Origin of the sequence: Halorubrum hochsteinianum (genome assembly GCF_023702125.1) — an archaeon.
Classification (GTDB): Archaea; Halobacteriota; Halobacteria; order Halobacteriales; family Haloferacaceae; genus Halorubrum; species Halorubrum hochsteinianum.
In genome coordinates this window covers 2,834,437-2,858,180 of record NZ_CP098415.1, presented here as the reverse complement: position 1 = coordinate 2,858,180, position 23,744 = coordinate 2,834,437, and the positions used below count along the sequence as shown (strand labels likewise).

26 protein-coding genes are annotated in these 23,744 nt (G+C 71.0%); 9 read left to right on the top strand and 17 right to left on the bottom strand.

All coding sequences use genetic code 11. From position 1 onward, the window contains the following. Positions 1-28: 28 nt before the first annotated feature. The gene (locus NAF06_RS14430; RefSeq protein ID WP_008586554.1) at positions 29-799 is read left to right on the top strand and encodes a VOC family protein; all 771 of its coding nucleotides are present in this window, start codon (positions 29-31) and stop codon (positions 797-799) included. 27 nt (positions 800-826) lie between these two features. On the opposite strand, the gene NAF06_RS14425 is transcribed toward NAF06_RS14430, so the two are convergent. From NAF06_RS14425 to NAF06_RS14385, 9 genes are all read right to left on the bottom strand, one after another. Continuing rightward, positions 827-3,523 (bottom strand): hybrid sensor histidine kinase/response regulator, encoded by a 2,697-nt coding sequence (locus NAF06_RS14425; protein WP_008586556.1) that lies wholly within the window; start codon positions 3,521-3,523, stop codon positions 827-829. Positions 3,524-3,616: 93 nt separating this feature from the next. Next, positions 3,617-4,060: a Zn-ribbon domain-containing OB-fold protein gene (locus NAF06_RS14420; protein WP_008586558.1), complete on the bottom strand. Its 444-nt coding sequence runs from the start codon at positions 4,058-4,060 to the stop codon at positions 3,617-3,619. After that, positions 4,057-5,223 (bottom strand): thiolase domain-containing protein, encoded by a 1,167-nt coding sequence (locus NAF06_RS14415; RefSeq protein WP_008586560.1) that lies wholly within the window; start codon positions 5,221-5,223, stop codon positions 4,057-4,059. Before NAF06_RS14415 ends, NAF06_RS14420 begins: the two co-directional genes overlap by 4 nt. A gap of 111 nt (positions 5,224-5,334) precedes the next feature. After that, on the bottom strand, positions 5,335-6,087 hold the full coding sequence (locus NAF06_RS14410) for a proteasome assembly chaperone family protein (protein ID WP_008586561.1): 753 nt from the start codon (positions 6,085-6,087) through the stop codon (positions 5,335-5,337). Positions 6,088-6,169: 82 nt separating this feature from the next. Further along, on the bottom strand, positions 6,170-6,352 hold the full coding sequence (locus tag NAF06_RS14405) for an RNA-protein complex protein Nop10 (protein ID WP_008586564.1): 183 nt from the start codon (positions 6,350-6,352) through the stop codon (positions 6,170-6,172). A 36-nt stretch (positions 6,353-6,388) separates the two neighbouring features. Continuing rightward, entirely contained in the window at positions 6,389-7,189 is an 801-nt protein-coding gene (locus NAF06_RS14400) for a translation initiation factor IF-2 subunit alpha (protein WP_008586566.1), read from the bottom strand. A gap of 18 nt (positions 7,190-7,207) precedes the next feature. Next, positions 7,208-7,381 carry a 30S ribosomal protein S27e gene (locus tag NAF06_RS14395; protein WP_004595868.1) on the bottom strand — a complete coding sequence of 58 codons (174 nt, stop codon included), beginning with the start codon at positions 7,379-7,381 and terminating at the stop codon, positions 7,208-7,210. A 2-nt stretch (positions 7,382-7,383) separates the two neighbouring features. Next, positions 7,384-7,665, bottom strand: coding sequence for a 50S ribosomal protein L44e (locus NAF06_RS14390; RefSeq protein ID WP_004595867.1), 282 nt, complete (start codon positions 7,663-7,665; stop codon positions 7,384-7,386). 104 nt (positions 7,666-7,769) lie between these two features. Beyond that, positions 7,770-8,447, bottom strand: a complete 678-nt coding sequence (locus NAF06_RS14385) for a cyclase family protein (protein WP_008586571.1) — start codon at positions 8,445-8,447, stop codon at positions 7,770-7,772. A gap of 91 nt (positions 8,448-8,538) precedes the next feature. Between NAF06_RS14385 and NAF06_RS14380 the strand changes: the two genes are divergently transcribed. After that, on the top strand, positions 8,539-10,701 hold the full coding sequence (locus NAF06_RS14380; protein ID WP_049908869.1) for a S9 family peptidase: 2,163 nt from the start codon (positions 8,539-8,541) through the stop codon (positions 10,699-10,701). 37 nt (positions 10,702-10,738) lie between these two features. Here the strand turns inward: NAF06_RS14380 and NAF06_RS14375 are convergent, their stop codons facing one another. The 3 genes from NAF06_RS14375 to NAF06_RS14365 all read right to left on the bottom strand — a co-directional run bounded on the left by NAF06_RS14375 (position 10,739) and on the right by NAF06_RS14365 (position 13,517). Next, complete coding sequence (locus NAF06_RS14375; protein ID WP_008586575.1) at positions 10,739-11,296, bottom strand: type IV pilin domain-containing protein; 558 nt, start codon at positions 11,294-11,296, stop codon at positions 10,739-10,741. An 86-nt stretch (positions 11,297-11,382) separates the two neighbouring features. After that, positions 11,383-11,769: a methylmalonyl-CoA epimerase gene (mce, locus tag NAF06_RS14370; RefSeq protein ID WP_008586577.1), complete on the bottom strand. Its 387-nt coding sequence runs from the start codon at positions 11,767-11,769 to the stop codon at positions 11,383-11,385. Positions 11,770-11,843: 74 nt separating this feature from the next. Beyond that, positions 11,844-13,517, bottom strand: a complete 1,674-nt coding sequence (locus NAF06_RS14365; protein ID WP_008586579.1) for an acyl-CoA mutase large subunit family protein — start codon at positions 13,515-13,517, stop codon at positions 11,844-11,846. A gap of 167 nt (positions 13,518-13,684) precedes the next feature. Here NAF06_RS14365 and NAF06_RS14360 point away from each other — a divergent pair, with 167 nt between their 5' ends. The 3 genes from NAF06_RS14360 (at position 13,685) to NAF06_RS14350 (ending at position 18,220) form a co-directional block, all read left to right on the top strand. Then, entirely contained in the window at positions 13,685-14,350 is a 666-nt protein-coding gene (locus tag NAF06_RS14360; RefSeq protein WP_008586581.1) for an O-methyltransferase, read from the top strand. Positions 14,351-14,624: 274 nt separating this feature from the next. Next, positions 14,625-17,216 (top strand): hybrid sensor histidine kinase/response regulator, encoded by a 2,592-nt coding sequence (locus NAF06_RS14355; protein WP_008586583.1) that lies wholly within the window; start codon positions 14,625-14,627, stop codon positions 17,214-17,216. Positions 17,217-17,299: 83 nt separating this feature from the next. Then, positions 17,300-18,220: an NAD-dependent epimerase/dehydratase family protein gene (locus NAF06_RS14350; RefSeq protein WP_008586585.1), complete on the top strand. Its 921-nt coding sequence runs from the start codon at positions 17,300-17,302 to the stop codon at positions 18,218-18,220. A 285-nt stretch (positions 18,221-18,505) separates the two neighbouring features. On the opposite strand, the gene NAF06_RS14345 is transcribed toward NAF06_RS14350, so the two are convergent. From NAF06_RS14345 to NAF06_RS14335, 3 genes are read right to left on the bottom strand one after another with little or no spacing between them, the layout of a single operon-like run. Further along, complete coding sequence (locus NAF06_RS14345; RefSeq protein ID WP_006628381.1) at positions 18,506-18,778, bottom strand: DUF7521 family protein; 273 nt, start codon at positions 18,776-18,778, stop codon at positions 18,506-18,508. Beyond that, on the bottom strand, positions 18,775-19,161 hold the full coding sequence (locus NAF06_RS14340; RefSeq protein ID WP_006628380.1) for a hypothetical protein: 387 nt from the start codon (positions 19,159-19,161) through the stop codon (positions 18,775-18,777). Before NAF06_RS14340 ends, NAF06_RS14345 begins: the two co-directional genes overlap by 4 nt. Continuing rightward, positions 19,158-19,514 carry an ArsR/SmtB family transcription factor gene (locus tag NAF06_RS14335; protein WP_006628379.1) on the bottom strand — a complete coding sequence of 119 codons (357 nt, stop codon included), beginning with the start codon at positions 19,512-19,514 and terminating at the stop codon, positions 19,158-19,160. The genes NAF06_RS14340 and NAF06_RS14335 overlap by 4 nt, the downstream gene beginning before the upstream one ends. A gap of 185 nt (positions 19,515-19,699) precedes the next feature. On the opposite strand from NAF06_RS14335, the gene NAF06_RS14330 reads away from it, so the two are divergent. The 4 genes from NAF06_RS14330 to NAF06_RS14315 all read left to right on the top strand — a co-directional run bounded on the left by NAF06_RS14330 (position 19,700) and on the right by NAF06_RS14315 (position 23,061). Further along, positions 19,700-20,470: a sensor domain-containing protein gene (locus NAF06_RS14330; RefSeq protein WP_006628378.1), complete on the top strand. Its 771-nt coding sequence runs from the start codon at positions 19,700-19,702 to the stop codon at positions 20,468-20,470. A gap of 233 nt (positions 20,471-20,703) precedes the next feature. Further along, entirely contained in the window at positions 20,704-21,387 is a 684-nt protein-coding gene (locus tag NAF06_RS14325; protein ID WP_239638725.1) for a sensor domain-containing protein, read from the top strand. After that, positions 21,380-22,273, top strand: a complete 894-nt coding sequence (locus tag NAF06_RS14320) for a DUF4097 family beta strand repeat-containing protein (protein ID WP_008586591.1) — start codon at positions 21,380-21,382, stop codon at positions 22,271-22,273. Before NAF06_RS14325 ends, NAF06_RS14320 begins: the two co-directional genes overlap by 8 nt. Before the next feature lie 143 nt (positions 22,274-22,416). Further along, positions 22,417-23,061 carry a ribonuclease HI family protein gene (locus NAF06_RS14315; protein WP_008586593.1) on the top strand — a complete coding sequence of 215 codons (645 nt, stop codon included), beginning with the start codon at positions 22,417-22,419 and terminating at the stop codon, positions 23,059-23,061. A gap of 141 nt (positions 23,062-23,202) precedes the next feature. On the opposite strand, the gene NAF06_RS14310 is transcribed toward NAF06_RS14315, so the two are convergent. Both NAF06_RS14310 and NAF06_RS14305 read right to left on the bottom strand, forming a co-directional pair. After that, the gene (locus tag NAF06_RS14310; protein ID WP_049906260.1) at positions 23,203-23,418 is read right to left on the bottom strand and encodes a hypothetical protein; all 216 of its coding nucleotides are present in this window, start codon (positions 23,416-23,418) and stop codon (positions 23,203-23,205) included. Beyond that, positions 23,411-23,674 (bottom strand): hypothetical protein, encoded by a 264-nt coding sequence (locus tag NAF06_RS14305; protein ID WP_049906258.1) that lies wholly within the window; start codon positions 23,672-23,674, stop codon positions 23,411-23,413. Before NAF06_RS14305 ends, NAF06_RS14310 begins: the two co-directional genes overlap by 8 nt. Between the last annotated feature and the right edge of the window lie 70 nt (positions 23,675-23,744).

Here is a 23,744-nt window from a genome sequence, read left to right as displayed (position 1 = left end):
TTTGACCCGAGCGGCCGATCCGTCGCGTATGGACGGAACCTTCGACCACGTGATGATCCGCGTCGAGGACTTAGAGGAGAGCCTCGACTGGTATCAGACTCACCTGAACTACGAGGAGAAGGGCCGCTGGGAGGCCGACACGTTCACCAACGTCTTCCTCGGCCCCGAGGACGTCCACGAGGACGGCGCGCTCTTGGAGCTCACGTACAACCACGACGGCCGCAGCTACGAGATCGGCGACGCGTGGGGCCACATCGCGGTCCGCGTCCCCGAGGACGCGCTCCAGGAGTCGTACGACCAACTGATGGAAGAGGGCGTCGACGACTACCGCGACCCCGAGTCCTGCGGGAACCGCTACGCGTTCGTGAAGGACCCCGACGGCCACGAGATCGAGATCGTCAAGCGCGACCACGGCGCGAAGTGGAGCATCGACCACACGATGATCCGCGTCGAGGACGCCGACGCGGCGCTCGGCTACTGGACCCGTAAGTTCGAGTACACGGAGCAGCCCTCCGGCCGCTGGGAGGCTGACACCTTCTCGAACTACTTCGTCGCGCCCGACGACGCCCCCGAGGAGGCGATGAAGCTCGAACTCACGTACAACTACGACGGTCGCGAGTACACGATGGGCGACGGCTGGGGGCACGTCGCGGTGCGCGTCGACGACCTCGACGACGCCTGGGAGACGCTTTTGACCCGCGAAGCGCCCGACTACCGCGACCCCGCCTCCTGCGACCACAACTACGCGTTCACGAAGGACCAGGACGGCCACGAGGTCGAACTGGTCACTCGCGACTGATCTGCGGCCCCTCCCGTCGCGACGGGGTCACCGCACCTCGACGCCGGTGATCTCGAACCGCGCGCCGCCGGTTTCGCTCTCGACGGCGCGGACCGACCACCCGTGGGCGTCGGCCACCTGCTCGACGATCCGCAGTCCGAACCCGGTCCCCGACTCCGAGGTCGAGTGGCCGGCGTCGAACACCTCCTCGCGCCGCTCCGGTTCGATCCCCGGCCCGTCGTCGGCCACGTAGAAGCCGTCCGGCAGCGAGCCCACGGTGACCGTCACCCCCTCGCCGCCGTGTTCGACCGCGTTCCGCATCAGGTTCTCCAACAGCTGTCTGAGCCGGCTTTCGTCCGCGACGATCATCCGCTCGGCCTCGACGCGCAGCGTCGCCTCCTTCGTGTCGACCGTCCGCCAGCAGGAGCCGACGATCTGGCCGAGGTCGACCGGTCCGGCGTCGGTCACGGGGTCGCCCTCCCGGGCGAGCGTCAGCAGGTCGTCGATCAGCGCGGTCATCCGGTCGTGCGCGCGCCCGACCGCCGCCAAGTGCTCGCTGTCGCACTCCTCGCGGGCGAGTTCGGTCCGCCCCCGGGCGACTTCCAGCGGGTTCCGGAGGTCGTGCGACACCACGCCCGCGAACTCCTCTAACCGGTCGTTCTGCCGCTCCAACTCGGCGGTCCGCTCGGCGAGCCGACGGGTGCGCGCCTCGGCCTGAAGCGCCGTCTCCGCGGCGGTGGCCAAGATCCCGGCGAGGTACTCGTCGCCGCCGCCGAACACCCCCGGCTCGGTCTCGCCGACCGAGACGGTCCCGTACTCGCCGATCGGAGCCACGAGGAGGCTTCGGAGCGGAGTGTCGGCGTCGACCCCGCCGCTCTCCGCCACGTCGTCGCAGATCCGGATCTCGCCCGCCTCGAACGCCTTCCACGTGATCGTCCCCCCGTCCGGGGTGAACGTCTTCCGTTCCGGGAGGAGGTCGGCCGCCTCCGGCGAGACCGCCATGGGGACCAGCCCGCCGGCCTCCTCGTCGTAGATCCGGACGGCGACGAGCGAGAAGCCCAACACGTCGGTCGCGGCCTCGAGCGCCCGCTCGGCGACGCCCTCCGGCGAGTCCGCGCTGACGAGCGATCGGGTGGCGTTGTGAAGCCGCTTCACCCGCCCCTCGCGCTCGATGCGGTCGAGGGTCGCCTCCAGGTGGCCCGAGAGGATCTCGGCCACGAGGACGTCCGTGTCGCTGAAGACGTTCGGCTCCGGCGCGGAGACGACGAACACCCCGTGGTCGCCGACCGGCCGCAACACGAGGCTCCCGGCGGGCGAGGGCTCGTCGAGCGGCTCGTAGGCGGAGAGCTCGTCGATGACGACCGACTCCTCGCCGCGGAACGCGTCCCGCACCAACGCCGCCCGCGACCCGGGCGGCGCGTCGCGGTCGTACGAGGGCTGCGTCTCGAACTCCGTCGCGACGGACTGCCCGAGCGCGGCCGGTTCGAGGCGCTTCCCGTCCTCGGTTCGGAGGTGGATTCCGCTCAGGCCGGCGTCGATCAGGTCGTCGACCGCCTCGATCGCGAGGTCGGCCGCCTCCTCGGTCGTCCGGGTGTAGTTGAGCTTCCGCGTCCACTCCCGGAGCTTCGACAGCGTCCGCTCGCGCTCCTTGCGCTCGGAGACGTCGCGCGTGGTGACGACGTACCCCTCGATGTCGTCGGTGTCGATCCGGTCGCTGCCGACGGACTCGAGCCACCGGTAGTCGCCGTCCGCCGTCCGGAACCGGTACTCGGCGGTGGGGGGCGTCCCGTCCGGATCGAGTTCGCCGAACGCGTCCTCGACCGCCTCTCGGTCCTCCGGGTGGACGTAGTCGAGCGACCGCTCGCCGATCAGGTCGGACGGCGCGTGCCCGGTCACGCGCTCGCAGGACGGACTCAGGTAGCGGAACCGCCAGTCGCTCGACAGCACCGCGACCACGTCGCCGGCGTGTTCGATGAACGCCCGGTGCTGGTCGCGGCCGGCGTCGTCGCGGACCACGCCGACGAACCGCCGCTCGCCGTCGGCAGCGAACTCCCCGTACGACATGGAGACGGGTATCTCGCGGCCGTCGCGGCGGCGCGCGTCGAACCGGATCTCCGAGCGATCGACGCCGCCGTCGCCGCCGTCAAGATGCCGGTCGACCGTCTCGCGATGTCGCTCCGGTAGCAGCGTCGTCAGGGGCTCGCCCTCGATCGCCGCCGGCTCGTGGCCGAAGACGGACTCGACCGCCGGGTTCGCGAACCGGATCACCCCGTCGGTGTCGATCGTGAGGATCGCGTCCGACGCGCCGTTGGCGACCGCGCGGAACTGCTCGATCGCCTGTTCGGCCTCCCGTTCGGCCCGACACTTCTCGACCGCCTCGACGATCCGGTTCGCCAAGCGCTCGTACCGCTCCGTGCCGCCGCGCTTCTGAATGTAGTCGGTGACGCCGGCGGAGATGGCCTCGCTCGCGGCCTCCTCGCTCCCCTTCCCGGTGAACAGGATGAAGGGGAGATCGGAGTGGCGCTCGCGCACGGCGTCAAGGAACTCCAGCCCGTTTCGGCCCGGCATGTCGAAGTCGGAGACGACGCACTCGATCTCGCAGTCGGCCAGCGCGTCGAGTCCGGCGGCCGCGTCGGGTGCCGTCTCGACCGCGATCCGGTCCGCCTCTCGCTCCAGGAACGAGGCGGTGACCTCGCGCAGGTCCGGGTCGTCGTCGACGAGGAGGACCGGGATGCGGTCGGGCATACGTCCCGAATATCGACGAACTGACTATAATACTTTTGCCGACGCCGACCCCGTCGCTCCGGTGATCCCGTCCGTGCGCCGACCGCCGGCGCTTTACCTCTCGATTCCGCTCCCCGTCTCCCCGTCCGCGGGGCGGAACACGACGAGCCGCTCGCCGTCGGTGGCGCGCTCGCCCACGTCGACCGTCACCCGGTCGCCGACGGCCGGGTCCGGGGCCGCGTCGCCGCCCTCGCGGTACACGCCCGTCAGCCGCGTCGGGCCGAAATCGACCACGGCGGTCGCGTACGGCGCGTCGTCCGCGAAGCGCGGCGACGGGACGTGGACGACGCTGTACGTCTCGACGACCCCCGTCTCGTCGAGGGCCCCCCGAGAGAGGTCGGCGGAGCCGCACTCGGGGCACACCCGCCGCGGCGGGAGCGAGCCGTGCCCGTCCGGACAGACCAAGGCGAACCCGCCGCCGTCGGCGAGCGCGTCGAGCCACTCGGCGTACTCGCGGTCGGTCGGGGCGGCGTCTTCCGACGCGTCCGCGTCGCTCATTCCGCCACCTCCAGCACGTGGACGACCGCGCTGGCCACCGTGCCGCCGGCGTTGTGCGCGACGCCGACCTCGGCGTCTGAGACGTGCTCGCTGTTGGGGTGATCCCCCCGGAGAAGCCGGGTCAGCTCAGCGATCTGCGAGCCGCCGGTCGCGCCGACCGGGTGCCCCTTCGCCTTCAGCCCCCCCGAGAGGTTCACCGGGAGGTCGCCGTCGGCGGTCGTGGTCCCCTCGCGGGCGGCCGCGATCCCCTCGCCCGTCTCGAAGAGCCCGAGCGACTCCAGCGCCAGCACCTCGGCGATCGTGAAGCAGTCGTGGACCTCCGCGACGTCGACCGCGTCGGCGTCGATACCGGCGTCGGCGTAGGCCGCGTCGGCCGCGTCGTCGGCGGCGGGCGTCCGCGCGAGGTGTTCGCGGTCGCCGAGCGCCATCCGGTCGGTCCCCTGTCCGGTGCCCGTCACCGCGACTGACGCGTCGAGGTCGTGGTCCGCCGCGTACTCCTCGGAGACGAGCACGAGCGCGCTCGCGCCGTCGGTGATCGGGCAGGCGTCGTAGAGGTGGAGCGGCTCCGCGACCGGCGGCGCGTCCATCGCCTCCTCGACGGACACCTCCGTCCGGTACTGGGCGTACTCGTTCGGCACGGCGTTCGCGTGGTTCTTCGAGGCGACGTGCGCGAGGTCCTCGCGGCTCCCGCCGTAGGCGTCGAAGTAGGCGTTCGCCATCAGCGCGTACGCGCCGGGGAACGTCACGCCCGCCCGCACCTCGAAGAGGTCGTCGGCCGCGATGGCGAGCCCCTCCGTCACCTCGTCGGTCGGGAGGTTCGTCATGCGCTCCATCCCGCCGGCGAGGACGACGTCGGCGTCGCCCGCCGCCACCGTCCGCACCGCCTCGCGGACCGCGACGCCCGCGGACGCGCACGCCGACTCGTAGCGCGTCGCCGGACACCGGACGCCCGCCGCCTCGGCCATCAGGGGTGCCTGATGGCCCTGATGCTCCGCGAGCGCGCCCATGAAGTTCCCGTAGTTCAGCTCCTCGACGTCGGCGCTGTCGACGCCTGCGTCCTCGAACGCCCGCAGCGCGGCCTCGCCGAACAGGTCGCGGCCAGTGCGCTCCGGGTGGTCGCCGAACCGGGTCAGCCCGACCCCGGCGACGCGTACGTCGGTCATACACGAACGATGATCGACGATCCGGTTTAGCTCTGCCGAAACCGGGGGTTCCGCTCGCCGGGCGGCGACGGGGCGGCGGAGAAAACGAGCGAAGTCGGCGAACGCGTCCGATCAGCCGATGTAGCGCAGGTCGTCGTCGGGGACGGCGGGCCCCTCCTGCATCTCCTGGATCTTGCCGACGACCTCCTCCATCTCCTCGGCGCGGTCCTCCAAGCTCTCGTAGTCGACGGAGAAGTCGAGGACCGCCTCCAGCGTCTCCAGCACTGCGCGCGCGCTCTTCGGGTCGACCAGGTAGCCGCTCGTCTCGCCCATCAGGCAGGCGGCGTCGAACCCGCGGCGACCGCCGAGCCCCAAGACGAGCCCCGAGACGCCGACGATGCCGCCGGCCGGCTCGTCCGCGCGGAACTCGACGCCCGCGTCCGCTAACTCGTCGACGAGGGCCGCGTCCGAGACGGAACCGAGGACCGTGTACTCCTCGACGAGTTCGCCGGTGGGAACGCCCCCGAGCGCGAACGCGCGCTCGGAGCCGAACTCCTCCGCGACGTCGAGGAACGTCGAGGTGAGCCGGTAGTGGCCAGCGTTCGACCCGGCCTGATGGTCGCCGGTCAACACGAGCAGGTCGGCCCCGTCGGTCTCGACGGCGTGGAACTCGGCGCAGGTCAGCTCCGCGACCCCCTCGTCGTCGACGCTCACCTGCGGCGGGAACTCCGTGGCGTACACCCGGCGGACCAGCTCCCCGTCGAACTCCTCTAACAGGTGTTCGGCAGCGAGTTTCCCCACGTGGCCGACGCCCGGCAGCCCCTCGATCAACACCGGGTCGTCCAGTTCCGGCGTCGCGACCTCGTCGATCTCGATGTCCTCCATACCGTACCCGTCCGTCCGGCGCTCACAAGAGCGTGGCTATTCGCGCGCGGACGCCGCCCGCAACAGCCGACGCCCGGGAGTCCTACCCCGAGTCGCGTCGCCGCGCCCGCCGGCGGTACTCGCCGTACGGGTCCTCCGGCCCGAACGGGGCCGGCGCGCTGTTCTCGGTCGGGCCGTCGCACTCCGGGCAGCGGTCGCCGAGCGCGTACACCGGTCGGTCGTGGACGGTCTCCCAGTTCGCGCAGACGCGGATATCTGATTTCACGGGTGAAAAGGCGACGCGGCGTCGGGCCGGTCGCGGTTACTCGTCGTCTTCGCGTCGCTCGCGGTGGAACTCGCCGGCGCCGCCGGCGGCCTCGATCGACTCGCGGGCGCGCTCGGCGGCGGCTTCGAGCTGCGACTCCGCCGTCTTGTAGTTGGGCGCGCGGACCTTGATCCGGTACTCGGGCGACCCCACGTACCCGATGTCGAGTTCGACGCCGTCCGGGATCTCGCCGTTCCCCTCGGCCGCGGCCAGCGCGTCCCGCACGTCGTCGACGCCGTCGGGGGCCGCCGATTCGAGGTCGACGTACCCCGTCACGTCGACGTACGGGACGGAGACGTTGTTGCGGGCCGCCGTGACGATCGCGTCGACGGTGTCGTCGTCGACGTCGACGGCTTCGAGGGCCTCGTCGCCGCTGATCGCGGCCGCCTCGAAGGCGTCGTAGAGGCTCTCGTACTCGACGAGGAGTGCGTTGGCGACCGCGGTGTAGCGGTCGTCGTCGACGTCCTCGCCGAGCGCGATCTCCATCCAGTTGTCGGCCTTCTGAGCGTTCTTCCAGTCCTGGATCGTCTCCTTGCGCTGGTGCTCGTTGACGTCTTTGATCGACAGGTCGATCTGGTTCGACGACTCGTCGACCTCCAGCACCTTCGCGACGACCGTCTGTCCCTCGCGGACGTGGTCGCGGACGTTCTTGATCCAGCCGGAGGCGACCTCGCTGATGTGACAGAGGCCGCGCTTGTCCTCGTACTCGTCGAGGTCGACGAACACGCCGAAGTCGGCGATCTCGTCGACGTCGCCGACCACCAACTCGCCGGGTTCGGGCCAGCCGCTGTACTTCATGACGGAGCGGTGAGGCTGTTACCGCGCCTCAACGGTTTCGACGATCTCGCCGTGAAGCTCGGCCTCTCCGCCGGTGGGGGTCGCGAGGGTCGTGCCACAGACCGCGCACGACACCGTGGAGGAGGCCTTGCCGAAGACGACCTGTTCGTTCTCGCAGTCGCCGCAGGCGACGCGGTGGAAGTCTCCCGCCATGCTTACTCCTGGAACGTGAGGCGGCCGGCGCGCCATCCCTCGCGCATGTGGGCCTTCCCGCAGTCGCCGCAGCGGTACTTCAGGTGGGTCTTCTTCGTCGGCTTGTCGCCACCCGGAACCTTCGAGTACCCGCCGGCGTTGCCGATCGTCGCGAGCGCGCGGCGTCGCTGCCGAGCGTCGCGTTTCATTCCGGTCGCGCGACCCGATCGAACCTTCTCCACCTCGTGCTCGTGGTGCGAGTCACAGTGGGGGCAGTACGTGTTGAAGCGGCGTGGCATTTCCATGGATATCGACCTTGAAACGTGGTTCGTCGCCGACGCTTAAAACGGGTTTGGTATTGCCCGCGCGCGAGGGACCCGACCGCCTCGGCGGGTGACTCCCGGACGCCTCACTCCCACTCCGCGACCGCGCGCACCGGCGACCCGTCGGCCCCGCGCAGCCGGAGCGGGAAGGCGTACAGCCGGAACCGATCGGGGAGGCCGTCGAGCCCCCGGAGGTTCTCGACTATCGGGAGCGAACCGCCGAGCAGGACGTCGTGCGCGGGCGTGCCGTCGGGCTCGTCGCCCCCCGTGGGTGGGCCCGATTCGGGACCGTCCCCCGTCGTCGGCGTCGGGTCCGGCCCGAACGCGTCCAGCCCGACGCCGACGCCCGCCTCCCGGCAGCGCCCGGCGGCCGCCGCGGTCAGGTACGGGTGGTCGCGGTACCGCTCGGACCCCCAGCGCGACGCCCACCCGGTCCGGAGGACGAGGAGGTCGACCGCCTCGTCGAGGGCGCTCGGGTCGGGCAACGCGTCGGGACCGACGGCCTCCCGCGGCTCCAGCGGCCCGAGGTCGACGAGGCGGGCGTCGAACGCGAACGACCCGACCTCCCGGTCGTCGATGGTCTCCCCGTCGCGGACGGTGTGTCGCGGCGCGTCGACGTGCGTCCCCGCGTGGGTCCCGGTGCGCAGTCCGCTCGTCGCGTAGCCGTCCGTCTCGTGGGTCGCGTCGGGCCCGAGCGTCACGCCGGGGTCGCCGGGGTAGGTCGGCATCCCGGTCTCGATCGGTCGCGAGAGGTCGCGGAACACGGCGGCCGTCGGACCGCGTCGGGGTTAAGTCGGTCGCCGCTCGGGTTCCGCGGCCCGAACGTATTTCCTCCCTCCACCGCTGGGAGTGTCCATGTCGGAACTGCCTTTGGACGCGTACTACGACCTGACCCAGATCGGCGAGGTCGCCGTCTCCCCGACCGGTGACCGCGTCGCCTTCACCGCGGCCGAGTACGATCAGGCCGCCGACGAGGCGGTCTCCTCGCTGTTCGTCGTCCCGACCGACGGCTCCCGCGAGCCGCACCGGCTGACGAGTGCGTCCGGGGCTTCCGCGCCGACGTGGGGGCCGGACGGCGACCGCCTCGCGTTCGTGGCCGCCCGCGAGCGCGACGCGGAGCGACGGGTCGGCTGGCGGGACCGCGACGAGTCCGGAGACGACGACGACGCCTCCGAGGGGGGTGAAACGGACGAGGAGGGAGAGCCGGAGGACGACCCCTTCGGAAACGGCGACGAGGAGCCGAAGCCGCAGGTGTGGCTGTTCGACCTCGCCTTGGGCGGCGACGCGCGGCAGGTCACCGAGCGCGACGAGGGCGTCGCCGGCTTCGACTTCTCGCCCGAGGGCGACCGCCTTGTGATCGAGTCTCGCGACCCGACCGACGAGGAGTCCGAGTACCTCGATCAGGTGCGCGAGGAGGGCGGGCCGATCGAGACGACGCGGCTCCAGCACAAGGTGAACGGCGCGGGGTGGACCGACGACGTGACGCGGTACCTCTTCGTGGTCGACCTCGACGACCCCGAGAGCGACCCGCGCCGCCTCGACGACGCGTACGGCGGCGGCGCGTTCGAGGACATCGCCGGCATGGGCCCCGCGTGGGGACCGGACGGCCGGATCGCCTTCACCGCCTGCCGGCTCGACCGCCCGGACGACACCACCGTCCGCGACCTCTACGTCGTGTCGCCTGAGGGCGGCGACGCGGAGCGGCTCACCGGCGGCGACCTCACCCACGGCGCGCCGGCGTGGCGGCCGGACGGCGAGGGGATCGCGACCGTCGCGAGCGACCCGGACGACCCGCCAGCCCCGGCCGAGGTGTACCTCGTCGACGCCGGCGACGAGGCCGACCGCGCGGCCCCCGTCTCCCTCACCGCCGACCTCGACCGGACGGTCGCCCGCGGCGGCGAACCCGCGTGGGTCGACGACGCGATCCACGTCCGGATCGCCGACGAGAGCAGCACTCGCCTGGTCCGGGTCGACCTCGACGACGACGGTCCCGGCGGGACCGCGACGCGCGTCTTCGAGGCGCAGGGCCACGACCGCGCCATGGCCGCCTTCGGCGTCGACGACGGCGGTGAGACGGCCGTGACGGTCCTCTCGCACCCGACGGACGGGAGCGACCTGTACGCGGTCGGCGTCGACGACCTCGACGCCGAAACCGAGCCCGACTCCCTCCGACGGCTCTCCCGCGTCAACGAGTCGCTCACGGAGGAGTTCGCGATGCCGACCGCCGAGCGGGTGGAGTGGGAGTCCGACGGCTGGACGCTCGACGGCGTCCTCTACCACGACCCCGAGGTCGCCCCCGAGGCGGGCGACCACCCGCTGGTGGTAGCGATCCACGGCGGCCCGATGTCGTACGACGAGCCGGTGTTCAGCTTCGCGCACGCCGCGCTGACGAGCCGGGGGTACCTCGTCTTCCGGCCGAACTACCGCGGCGGCACCTCCCGCGGCCGCGAGTTCACCGCGGAGCTGACCGGGAAGTGGGGGACCGCCGAGGTCGACGACATCGCGGCGGGCGTCGAGTCGCTCGCCGACCGCGGCTGGGTCGACCCCGACCGGGTCTTCGGTCACGGGTTCTCGTACGGCGGCATCGCGCAGGGATTCCTCGTCACGCAGGAACCTGACCTGTTCACCGCGGCGGCTCCGGAGCACGGCATCTACGACCTGCGCTCGGCGTTCGGCACGGACGACACCCACGTCTGGCTGGAGGCGGAGTTCGGCCTGCCGTGGGAGAACCCGGAGGCGTACGACTCCTCGACGGCGGTGTTGGACGCCGGGAACATCGAGACGCCGCTGCTCGTGATGGCCGGCGGCGAGGACTGGCGGTGTCCCCCCTCGCAGTCCGAGCAGCTGTACGTCGCCGCTCGGAAGCAGGGGATCGACGCGGAACTGGTCGTCTACCCCGACGAACACCACAACATCGGCGACCCGGACCGCGCGATCCACCGGTTAGAGACGATCCTCGACTGGTACGAGACGCACGACCCGGCGGTCGCTGACGCGACGCGGTCCGGCGAGGAGTAAGGCGAACGGAAGGCCCTTCCGCCGAGGAGCGAGACGGTCAGACGACGAGCTCCTGTCTGATCACGACCGAGCCCGAGGGGACGTGGACGACGCTGACGACGACCCGGTCGCCCTCGGCCAGCGAACAGCTCTCCCCGGTGAGTCGAAACTGGAGGAACGAGCCCGCGGCGAAGCGGTTCGTCGTTCTGGAGTCCAACACGCCGAGGTCGACTCGGTTCCCGCCGGAGACGATGCTCTCGTCTATCGACCCGGACGCGACGTTGGAATCGGCGAAGCTCCCCGACGAGTTTCCTCCCTCCGGCAGGCGTATCAGTCGTTCGCGCTCTCCGCAGGCGTCGGACGCGTCGATGGCTATCTCCATCTCCTCGACCGGCACCGGATCGCCCGAGACGTGCGTGACGCGTACGGTCCCGCCGTCGTACCCGTCCTGAACCGCGAGCTGTCCGCCGGACTGCGAGACGTACGGGCCCGGGTTCCGGAGGTCGTCCGCGACGCCCGCGGCGAACGCCGAGAGGGTCGCCGAGAGGACCACGACGATCGCGACGAGGAGGACCGTCGAGACGACCGACGTGACTCCTCGGGAGGGTCTGGGCATCACGCCGGTCTCGACGGTCCGCTCGGGAAAGTCCGACGCTTTCGGAGCGGACCGCCGCGACGGGATCAGTCGTGAGGCCCCGCGGTTCAGCGCTCGACGAACTCGACGAGGACGCCGCCCGTCGACCGCGGGTGACAGAACGCCACGTCGTGGCCCCACGCGCCGGGGCGCGGCTCCTCGTCGACGAGGTCGATACCGAGGTCGCGGGCGTGATCGAGCGCGGCCGGGAGGTCGTCGACCGCGAGCGCGACGTGGTGGACGCCGGGGCCCTCGCGGTCGAGGTACTCCGCGATCGTCCCGCCGGCGTCCGGTTCGAGCAGTTCGAAGTACCCGCCGCCGTCGAGTTCGAGGAAGACGATCCGCATGTCGTCGAACGTCTCCTCGTGGGCAACCGGCGCGTCGAGCAGGCCGCCGAACAGGTCGGCCAGATCGGTGGCGTCTCGCGTCGCGACGCCGACGTGGTCGAAGCGCATGGCGACACGTCGCGGCGCGAAGGACATAAAACGACCCGCGCGGCGTCCGGAGTTCGGAACGGTCGCCCGCGGGGCTACCGCCCCGGCTTGTACTCCCCGAACTCGTCGCGGAGCACGTCCGAAATCTCCTGGACCGTCGCGTACGCCTTCACGGCGTCGACGATGTGCGGCATCACGTTCTCGGTCCCCTGCGCGGCCTCGCGGAGCCCCGCGAGCGCTTCGTCGACCGCGTCGTCGTCGCGGTCGGCCTTCACGTCCGCCAGCCGCTCGCGCTGGTTCTGCTCCTGTTCGGGGTCGACCTCCTCTAAGTCCATCTCCGGCTCCTCGTCGACCTCGAACTCGTTGACGCCGACGATGATCCGCTCGCCCTCCTCGATCTCCCGCTGGCGCTCGAAGGCGACGTCCTGGATCTGCCGCTGGACCCAGCCGCTCTCGACGGCCTCCAGCATGCCGCCGCGGCGGTCGACCTCCTCTAGGATCTCGAACGCCTCCTCCTCGATCCCGTCGGTGAGGTTCTCGACGTAGTAGGAGCCGGCCAGCGGGTCGATCGTGTCCGCGGCCCCCGACTCGTGGGCGAGGATCTGCTGGGTGCGGAGCGCGGTGCGGACGGACTTCTCGGTCGGCAGCGCGAGCGCCTCGTCTTTCCCGTTCGTGTGGAGGCTCTGGGTGCCGCCGAGGACGGCCGCGAGCGCCTGATACGAGACGCGGACGACGTTGTTCTCGATCTGCTGGGCGGTGAGCGTCGAGCCGCCGGTCTGGGTGTGGAACTTCAGCTGTTTCGATTTGGGGTTCTGGGCGTCGAACCGCTCGTCCATGATCTTCGCCCACATCCGGCGCGCGGCGCGGAACTTCGCGGCCTCCTCGAAGATGTTGTTGTGGGCGTTGAAGAAGAAGGAGAGCTGCGGGGCGAACTCGTCGACGTCCAGCCCGGCGTCGAGCGCCGCCTCGACGTACTCGATGCCGTCGCCGAGGGTGAAGGCGATCTCCTGGGCCGCGGTCGAGCCCGCCTCGCGGATGTGGTACCCGGAGATGGAGATGGTGTTGAACCGCGGGGTCTCCGCGGCGCAGAACTCGAAGATGTCCGTGATCAGCCGCATCGACTGCTTCGGCGGGTAGATGTAGAGGTTCCGCGCGATGTACTCCTTCATGATGTCGTTCTGGATCGTCCCCCGGAGCTCCTCGCGCGGGACGCCCTGCTCGTCGCCCATCGCGACGTACATCGCGAGCAGCACTCCGGCGGGGGCGTTGATCGTCATCGACGTGGACACCTCGTCCAGCGGGATGCCGTCGAAGACCGTCTCGAAGTCGTCGAGCGTGTCGATGGCGACCCCCGACCGGCCCACCTCCCCCTCGGCCATCGCGGCGTCGGAGTCGTAGCCCATCTGCGTCGGCAGGTCGAACGCCATCGACAGCCCCGACGACCCCTCGTCGATGAGGTACTGGAAGCGCTCGTTCGTCTCCGCGGCGGTCCCCATCCCGGCGTACTGGCGCATCGTCCACAGCCGCCCCCGGTGCATCGTCGAGTAGACGCCGCGGGTGTACGGCTCCTCGCCGGGGTAGCCGAGGTCCTCGCGGTAGTCGGTCTCCGCGTCGGCCGGGGTGTAGAGGGGGTCGACCTCCTGCCCGCCGGTGTCGGTGGTGAACGTCTCCTCGCGCTCGCCGAACCGGTCGACGGTCTCCCCGTAGGTGCCCTCCTCCCACGACGACTTTGCGTCGCGGATCGCTTCGAGTTCCTCAGGGTCGTACATTATCGAATCGGTCGGCCGAGCGGGACTTAACAGTTTTCAGGCGGGGCCGGTCCGCGGGCGGCGGGCGGACCCGGGCGGACGCTCGGCCGGCGGTCCGATCCTCGACGACGGCTAATCGGCCCCGACCCGCCGGTCCGATTTAAGTGTCGGGCGTCCGACCCGTCCGCATGGACGTGCTCACAGATCCCGCGCGCCGGTTCCTGACCGCGACGGCCCCGGAGCACACGGCGGTTCAGGCGGAGATGGCCGACCTCGCCGAGGAGTGGGGGTTCCCGATCATCGGTCCCGAGGCGGGCGCGGTCCTCCGGCTGTTGGCCCGGCTGACGGACGCGGAGCGCGTGTTCGAGTTCGGGTCCGGGTTCGGCTACTCCGCCACCTGGTTCCTCCGCGGCGGGGCGGGGAGCGTGGTCTGTACCGAGTTCGACGAAGACGAGGCCGAGCGCGGCGCGGCGTTCGCCGCCGACCACGGCTACGCCGACAGCGTCACTTTCGAGGTGGGGGACGCGATGGAGACGGTCGATCGCTACGACGGCCCCTTCGATATCGTCCTCATCGACCACCAGAAGGGTCGGTACGCCGACGCCTACCGGACGGTCCTCCCCAAGGTCCGGACCGGGGGCGTGGTCGTCGCCGACAACATCGCCCGGGGACCGATCGACTTCGGCGACCTCGTGGCGCACTTCGAGACGGGCGAACCGCTCCCGGACGCCGCGGTCGACGGGGAGACGCGCGGGATCGGCGAGTACGTCGGCACGGTTCGCTCGGACGACGCCGTCGAGACCGCGATACTCCCCGTCGGCTCCGGGATCGCGGTCTCGACGAAGGTGACGTGAGACGGCCGCGAGAGGCGGGCGGCGGCGACGCGGAGGGACGGATGCCTTGGCACTCCGGCCGGAGATCCGGCGCATCTCGGGCACATGACGGAGCCGGTCTCGGAATGCTGACAAACGTTCATCGGTTCTCCGCGTGAATTTTGTGTCGAACGGCCGCGACGGAATCGAGGGAGTGCGGCGTCGAACCGATCGATCCGATCGCGCGTCGATCTCACTCGGTCCGTGTCGCGTCGAGCGTAACGGTTATCATGTCGGATTAAAAACACCAACGTAGATGAGCGAACCGAGCGGGCCGTCGACCGGAGCCGCGCCGCCAGTTCGCGTCCTCCTCGTCGACGGCGAACCGGGGTTCGCGGAGGCGGCCGCCGCCGCGCTGGAGCGCCGCGGCGACCGGATCGAGGTGACGGCGGTCGGCGGCGCGGACGCGGCGCTGGACGCGCTGTCGACGGCGGCGTTCGAGTGCGTCGTCTCGGCCTACGAGACGTCCGGGACCGACGACGGGGTCGAGCTGCTCGAGGCGGTCCGGGACCGGCACGGCGACGTCCCGTTCGTCCTGTTCGCCGGCCAGGGGTCCGAGGCTGTCGCCAGCCGCGCGATCTCGGCCGGGGTCGACGAGTACCTCCGCAGGGCGGAGATGGGAGACGAGTACGAGCGGCTCGCGGCCGCCGTCGACGAGGTGGTCCCCTCGACGCGGGGCGACCGCCGGACCGCCGACCGGTTCGAGCGGGTCGCCGACGGGTTCTGCGTGGTCGACGGCGACTGGCGGGTGACGCACCTCAACGAGCGCGCGGCGGGGATGAGCGGCCTCGACTCGGACGAGGTCGTCGGAGAACTCCTCTGGGACGTGTTCCCGGGAACCGTCGGCTCCGACGGCGAGGCGGCGCTCCGCGAGGCCGCTGCGAGCGGCGACCCGGTCCAGTTCGACCAGCGCGTCGACCGGCTCGACGCCCACCTCGTCGTGAACGCGTACCCGACCGACGACGGGATGGCGCTGTACGTCCGGGACGTGACCGAGCGGCGGGAGCGCGAGCGCGACCTCCGCGAGCTCTCCGAGCGCCTCCGACTGGCCGTCGAGGGGGCGGACGTCGGCGTCTGGGACTGGAACGTCCAGACCGACGAGGTCCGGTTCGACGAGCGGTGGGCGGCGATGCTCGGCCACGACCCCGATGAGATCGCGTTCGAGCTCGCGTCGTGGGAGGAGCGCGTCCACCCGGACGACATCGACGCGGCGTGGGACGCCATCGAGCGGCACTTCGCGGGCGAGACCGACCTCTACCAGTGCGACTTCCGGATGCGGGCGAAATCGGGCGAGTGGAGGTGGATCCGCGACCGGGGCCGGGTCGTCGAGTGGACCGACGGCGGCGAGCCGCGGCGGGCCGTCGGCATCCACATCGACGTCACCGAGGAGAAGGCGCGCGAGCGCGAGCTCGAACGGTACCGCCGGATCGTGGACGAGCTCCCCGAGGCCGTCTGCGTGTACGACGCTGACGGCCGGTTCGCGCTCGCAAACGACCGGCTCGCCGAGGTGTACGAGACCACACCGGAGGGGCTCGTCGGGCGGCGGAGCACGCTGGTCGACCGGATCAGGGAGACGAGCGACGGCGACCCGTTCGCCGCGCTCGTCGAGGGCGAGCGGGAGTCGCTGTCGGGGACCGCGGAACTCGACGTGCCGAGCGCTTCGGGCATGATCATCGACTACTCGCTGACGCGCCTCGTCATCGACGGCGAGTTCGACGGGGTCCTCGCCGTCTCCTGGGACGTGACCGAGCAGCGCCGGCGGCAGCGGCGGCTCGAACAGACGTCCGCGCGGCTGGAGGCGCTGTTCGAGCGCTCGCCGGACATGATCGACATCCACGACGAGGCGGGGGAGATCGTCGACGCCAACCGGGCGATGACGACGGCGCTCGGGTACGACCGCGACGAGGTCGTCGGCATGGACGTGTGGGAGGTCGACGACGAACTCGACCCGGAGGAGGGGAAGCGGCTCTGGAACGGGTTGGAGATGGACGAGACGGTCCGGCTGGAGACGTCGTTCGCGCGCGCCGACGGCTCGACGTTCCCGGCGGAGGTCCACGTGCGGCGCATCGACGTCCAAGGGGAGGACCGGTTCCTGGCGAGCAGCCGCGACATCTCCGAGCGCAAGGCGTACGAGCGGCGCATCGAACGGGAGAACGAGCGGCTCGACGAGTTCGCCTCGATCGTCTCGCACGACCTGCGGAACCCGCTCAACGTCCTCTCCGGATACCTCAGGCTCGCCCGCGAGACGGGGACCGACTCGTACTTCGACCGCTGTGAACGCGCGCTCGACGAGATGGAACGGCTGATCGACGACGTGCTCGCGCTCGCCAAGCAGGGCGAGACCGTCGGGTCGTTCGAGCGCGTCCACCTCGGGGAGCTGACCGCCGCGTACAGCGACGAGGCGTTCGAGTCGGCCGGCGGCGACGACCCGTTCGGGACGGACCGCGACGCGGGCGACGCGGAGGAGACGCCGATCGAAGTCGCGGTCGAGACCGACGCCGAGATCCTCGCCGACCCCGGGCGGGTCCGCCAGCTCCTCGGCAACCTGTTCCGGAACGCCGACGAACACGGCGGCGACCGCGTCGTCGTCGGCGACCTCCCCGACGGCTTCTACGTCGCGGACAACGGCCCGGGGATCGACCCGGAGGAGCGCGAGACGGTGTTCGAGAGCGGCTACACGACGTCCGAGACGGGAACCGGGTTCGGGCTCGCCATCGTGGAGCGCATCGCCGAGGCGCACGGCTGGGAGGTCGCCGTCACGGAGGGCGACGACGGCGGCGCGCGGTTCGAGTTCGTCGGGGTCGACCGCCCGGAGCCGGCCGCGACCGCGGACGAACGCACGGACTGAGTCCGGTCGTCGGACGCGAACCGTCGCGGCCGCGACCCGCAGAAACCGACACGGTAATGCGCCCGCCGAAACGAGCCTCGCCCATGCAGGACAAACGCGTCCTCGTCACGGGCGGCGCGGGCTTCATCGGCTCGAACCTCGCGAACCGGCTCGCGGCCGACAACGACGTGATCGCGGTCGACGACACCTATCTCGGCACGCCCGAGAACCTCGACGACGCGGTCGAGTTCGTCGAGGCCTCCGTCGTCGACGGCGACTTCCCGGTCGACGTCGACGTCGTCTTCCACCTCGCCGCGCTCTCCTCGCGGAACATGCACGAGTCCGACCCCCAGCGCGGCTGCCGCGTCAACGTCGAGGGGTTCGTCAACACCGTCGAGCGCGCCCGGAAAGCGGGGTGTGACACCGTCGTCTACGCCTCCACCTCGTCGATCTACGGGAGCCGCACCGAGCCCTCGCCGGTCGACATGGAGGTCGAGGCCCGCACCGCCTACGAGGCCTCGAAGCTCGCCCGCGAGCGCTACGCCGAGTACTACGCCAACCACCACGACATGAACGTGGCGGGACTGCGGTTCTTCTCGGTGTATCAGGGCTTCGCCGGCAACGAGGAGCACAAAGGCGAGTACGCGAACACGGTCGCGCAGTTCGCCGACAAGATCGCCAACGGGGAGGCCCCCGAGCTGTTCGGCGACGGGACCCAGACCCGCGACTTCACGCACGTCTCGGACGTGGCGCGCGCCTGCGAGCTCGCCGCCGACCGCGAGCTGACGGGCGTGTACAACGTCGGCACCCAAGAGGCGTACTCGTTCAACGAGATGGTAACGATGATCAACGACGCGCTCGACACCGACATCGACCCCGAGTACATCGAGTGTCCGTTCGACGGCTACGTCCACGACACGATGGCCGACTACTCGACGTTCCACGAGGCCACCGGCTGGGAGCCCGAGATCAGCTTCGAGGCGGGCGTTGAACTCGTCTGCGAGCCGTACCGCAGCGACGAGTAGCCGCACGGCGTTCGGTCATCCTCGGCCGCGAGGCCGGGCGGATCGGTGTGCCCCGACACCGCGGTGACGGTCGCTGGCGGTCGGTCCGAAGGACCCGCGCGGTTCCTCGCCGCCGCCGTCGACCTCGGCCACGTCGCCGTCCTCGGGCTCGCGTTCTGGTCCGGCACCGACGACGCGCGGAGCTCTCCGACGGTTCCGGTCATCGAGGGGAGTCAGGCGCACGGCGCGACGTGCCGGCCCGCGATCCGGTTTCGATCGGTCGGGCCGGCGGGAGTCCCCCCGGCGTCAGCCCGTCACCGACCGCGCCAGCGCCCCGAGTCCAATCAGGTGTGCCACCGTGACGCCGAAGACGGTCGCGGCGTCGGAGAGCGCGAACAGGGGCGTCACGCCGTACGCGATGACGTACGGGAGGACCGCGATACACGCGACGCCGACGGCCAACAGCAGCATCGTCCGACTCTCGTTCCGGCGGTGACCGTCGTAGGCCAGGTACGCCACGTACGTCCCGAGGCAGGCGGTCGCGACGCCGCCGGCGGTCGCGACGAGCGAGAGCGTCACCGGTGGACCACCCCGAGGACGACCAGGAGTCCGCAGAGTTTGCTCGCGGTGACGGCCACCGTCCGCTCGGTGGCGCTCACTTCCCCGACGTTACCGAGCGCCAGCCGGAGGAACATCGGTAGCGGGGCCAGAAGGAGGAGCCCGAGCGTGAGGTACAACAGCGGCCGGCGGCGGGTCCGGAGGTACCCGCGCGCGAAGCGGTACGTGACGAACACCGCGAGCAGGACCGAGACGAAGAACGCTGCCACCGTCACGGCGGCGAGCGGGACGCCGCCGCCGACCGCTTCGACCTGCGTCGGCACCGCCGCCCGTCTGAGCGCCGGGAAGGCGTCGAGCGCCGCAACGGCATCGGGTGTCGTCGCCGCCGCGTGTGCCCACTTCATCCCGATAACTCCTCGTAGAGCCGCGTCAGTCGATCCGCGGCCGTCTCTTCGACGTAGTCGACGCTCACTTCGAAGCCGGTCGCGGTCAGGTCGACCGAGACCCGGTTGAGCCGGGCGGCGTACACCTGTTGCGGCCCGCGGTCGGGGTCGACCTCCTGAACGGTCTCGACGAGATCCTGCTCGCGGAGGCGTTCGAGGCGGCGGTACACCGTCGCCTCGGAGGCGTCGCACGCCTCGCTCAGCGCCCGCGCCGAGCGCGTCTCGTCGTAGGTCTCGATGAGGATCCGTCGGGCGTGCTCGTCGTCGAGCAGCGAGTACACTTCCCGCGGGTCCACCGACGGCTCCGAACCCATCCGACGAAGGGTCTCCTCGGAGCAACTTAGTTTCCTCGGCGTGAGCGCCGTCGGTAGCCCGCCGCCCACGGAACGAACGCGCTTGCCACCCGTCTCTCGGATCTTAACGGCACGCTCGCACGCGATGAGAGCCGCGCCCGGGGAGCCGAAGTTTATTACTACCGCTAGACGCTCCTGGACCGTTGATGGCCCTCTCGGACGCGTTCCCCGCCGGACCCGCGAACGACCGCATCACCACCACGGTGCTCTCGGCACCGTTCAGGGCGCGCACGTACGCCGCCGCGCTCTACCTCGCACTCGCGTTTCCGCTCGGGATCGCGTACTTCGTCTGTACGGTGGTCGGGCTCTCGCTCGGTCTCGGGCTGTCCGTGCTCCTGATCGGCGTCCCGATACTCGCCGCGACCGTGGGCGGGGTGGTGCTGGTGTCGATCGCCGAGCGCGCACTCGCCCGAACGCTCCTCGGTGCCGAGATCGAGCCCCCGTCCTGGAAGGTCTCCGAGGCGTCCGGCCCGCTCGACGGCGCGGTCGCCGTGGTGACCGACCTCGCCGTGTGGGGCGCTCTGGCCTTCGTCCTCTCGAAGCTGCTCGTCGGGGTCGTCGGGTTCACCCTCATCACGGTCGTCCTCAGCGTCGGCGGGTCGCTGGCGGCGACCCCGCTGTACTACGACGCGCCGGGGACCTCCGTCGGGCTCATTCTCCCGGAACCGATCCGGCGAGAGCTGTCTCTCGTCGTCCCGTGGGAGCAGTTCGAGGTCGGCGTCTCGTTCATCCTTCGGCTCACGTCGTGGGAAGTGTCCACGCTGCCGGGCGCGCTCGCGATGTCGCTCGTCGGCGTCGCGGCGCTCGTCGTCGGGCTGAACGCGCTGAACGCCGTCGGCTGGGTCTGCGCGCGCTGGGCGGAGCTCACGCTGGGCTGGACGGGGACCTCGACGGTCGACGCCACGGACGCGTCCTAGCTGCTGTCGTCGCGTCGTCGACGCGGTCGTCCGCGGCGCGTCCGCGGTGTCGTCGCGCTCATCCCGAGCGCGCCCGGCCGCCCCGCCGCGGGGGTCGGGCGCTCCGCCTCGCCGGTTACACCTTCCGATCGGGTGGCAGCTGACAAACTCCTACTTATATTTTTGGTGCTCTTGCCCGTCCTGTAGCGCTCAGTTCTTTATACGTGAACTCGGTGTCAAGCCGAGAGTACGGCATGAGCGACCACAGTTGGTCCCCACGCTCACCGGGCGAGGCGCTCGCGCGCTTCGTCGGTGTGCCGTTCGACGGACAGACGTACCGCAACCTCGCGTACTTGCTGTTGGCGTTCCCGCTGGGGATCGCCTACTTCACGCTCGTCACGACCGGGCTCTCTACCGGCCTCGGGCTGCTCGTGACGCTCGCCGGCGTCCCGATCGTCCTCGCGACGCTCCTCGTGACGCTCGGCATCGGTTCGTTCGAGCGTCGACTCGCCGAGTGGCTCCTCGACGTCGACATCGACGGCGCGCCGTCCAAGGTGGAACTCGCCTTCGGTTCGGTCGATGAGGCGCTCGGAACGGCGAAGCGCGTCCTGACCGCGCCGACGACTTGGACCGGCCTCCTGCTGGTGGGCCTCAAGTTCGTCTACGGCATCGTCGCGTTCACCGCCCTCGTCACCGCCTTCGCCGTGGCGGTCTCGCTGCTCTCGCTGCCGGCGTTCTACGACGCCGCCGGCGTGACCTACACGATCGGTCCGTACGTGGTGGACACGCTGCGGGAGGCGGTCGCCGGTGCCGGCCTCGGGCTCTTCGTCCTCCTCGCATCGCTCCACGTGCTCAACGGCGTCGCACGGTTCGGCGGGTTCCTCACCGGGGCCCTCCTCGGCGGCACGGTGAACTCCGCGGGGGCCGCCGATGACTGACGAGCCGACAGCGAACGCGACGACGCGTCGCCGACTGCTCGCCGCGGGCGGCGTCGCGCTGAGCGGCGTCCTCGCCGGCTGCGGAGCAGTCGTCGACGCCGAGCGCAGAACGACGGCTGAGCGGCGGACCGTCGACCCGTCAACGGTGTCGACGCTCACGGTCTCGGACGCCACCGGTGACGTCGCGTTCCGCAGCGAGCCTCGCGACGATATCGAGGTCGTCGCTCGGAAACGCGCGCTCGGCGGCGTCTCGCTCGACGAACTCGACGCGACGGTGCGAGTCGACGACGACCGGCTGGAGGTGACTACGAACGAGCCGCGGATCTTCGGTTTCGGCGGAGGGCGAGTCGACGTCGAGGTCCACGCCCCGCCGAACGTGGCCGTGGACCGGCTTCATACGACCGACGGAGACGTTCACGCGACCTCGGTCCCGGACGGAGCGACGCTCGTCACGTCGGACGGTGACGTCGCCGTCACCGACGCGCGCGGCGCGGTGGCCGTCGAGTCACGGGACGGTGACGTCAGCGTCGACGGCACCGGCGGACCCGTGTCCGCGACGACGAACGACGGGACGATCCGCGTCGGAGACCCCGCTCGCGTCGAGACGCTCCGGACGCGAGACGGCGACGTGTTCGCCGACGTGCCCGCCGCGGTCGCGGACGCGGTCGTCGAGTCGTCGGACGGCGACCTCTCGCTTCGTCTCGGCGACGAGCTGAGCGCGGCGCTCACCGCTCGCACGCGCGACGGCGAGGTCAGCGTGACGGACGCCGACTCGTCGTTCCGGGTCCACGAGCGAACGGAGACCCGATTACGGGCGGGCGTCAACGACGGCGAAGCCGTCCTGACGGCGCGGACGAACGACGGCGATGTCACGATTTGGGCGTGATCACGACGACGCCGCCACCGGCGGTTGCGGCGTCGTCTGCGTGAACGGTGCCCGCGGCGTCGTCGTCATCGGCTTTTTGTGCCTGCTAACCGTGATAAGAACGATGGACAGACGCGAAAGGCGACGCTCGGGCGGGGCGTAGCGTGGACCGACTCCCCACCGGGACGCTCTCGCCGCTCGCCGCCCGGGTCGACGAGGTGCTCGCCCGGTACGGCTACGAGATCGGCCCGGCGATAGACGCCATCGACGGTGCCGTCTCCGGGTACGGCGGGCTGTTCGACCCCGGGACCACGGACGGGGAGATCCGAAGCGCCGCCGAGGAGGTGCTCGCCGCCGACCCCCGCGCAGCGGCGGACGACTGCCCGAGGGCGGCCGGCGACGAGGTCGTCCTCTACGTCGACGGAAGCTCCCGCGGAAACCCCGGTCCGGCCGGCGCGGGCGCGGTGCTCCGAGCGGCCAACGGGCCGACGGTGAGGCTCGGTCGACCGGTGGGGGCGCGCTCGGAGAACAACACCGCGGAGTACGCGGCGCTCCACCTCGGTCTCGAAGCGCTGGCGGCGCGGTGGGAGCCGGCGGCCGTCGAGGTCCGGATCGACTCGCGGACCGTCATCGACGACGTCTGGGGCGACGCGGAGGGCCTCGCGGCGGCCGCGCCCTACAGGCCGGCGATCCGCGAGCGCCTCGCGGCGCTCCCCGCCTGCGAGTGGACGCACCTGGCCGACAGCGACCCGAACCCGGCCGACGCCCGCGCCGCCGTCGGCGCGGACATCGCCGCGCTCGGTCCGTGACCGGCCCGCGAGCGCGGGTGCCTGAAGCGCCCCGGACCACCCGCCGACCGGCTGAGAGGCGGCGACCGACGTCGAGGAGGGGTCGAACTCGTCCCCGAACCGCACCGGCGACGCGATCGGCGGAACGCGTCCGGGGCGGGGTCAGGAGGCGTCGACCGCGCTGCCGGCGGCGACGAGGAAGCCGATGATCGCGGTGATCAGTCCGACCATGCCGATGGCGACAGCGCCGATGCGGAAGGCGTCGCCGGTCAGTCGGTTCGCGGTGAGGAACAGGAAGACGGTCGTGACGAAGCCGACGAGCAGGAGGATCCGCCCGAACCGGCCGGCGTCGATGCCGGGTTCGACGTCGCTAGACACGGTCTAACAACTCTTTGAGGACGCCCTGGTACTCGTCTTCGGTGGCGGCGTTGCCGAGCGAGTGGATCGACTGCGAGATCCACAGCCCGGCGGTGAAGTTGATGAACGCCGCCATCGAGATGGTGCCTACCTGTCCCTCGACGAACAGTCCCGTGACGACGGCCCCGACGAACCCCAGCGCCATGAGGCTGTGCGTGACGAGCGAGCGGGTGCCGAAGTCGGCGAGCTGTAGTGATAACCGGGTGCCAACGGCCATGCGTACCCCTTACGGCCGGTCATGTAAAGAGGTAGCGCGCCGCGAGCGTCTGCGACGCCGCGCTCGCCGC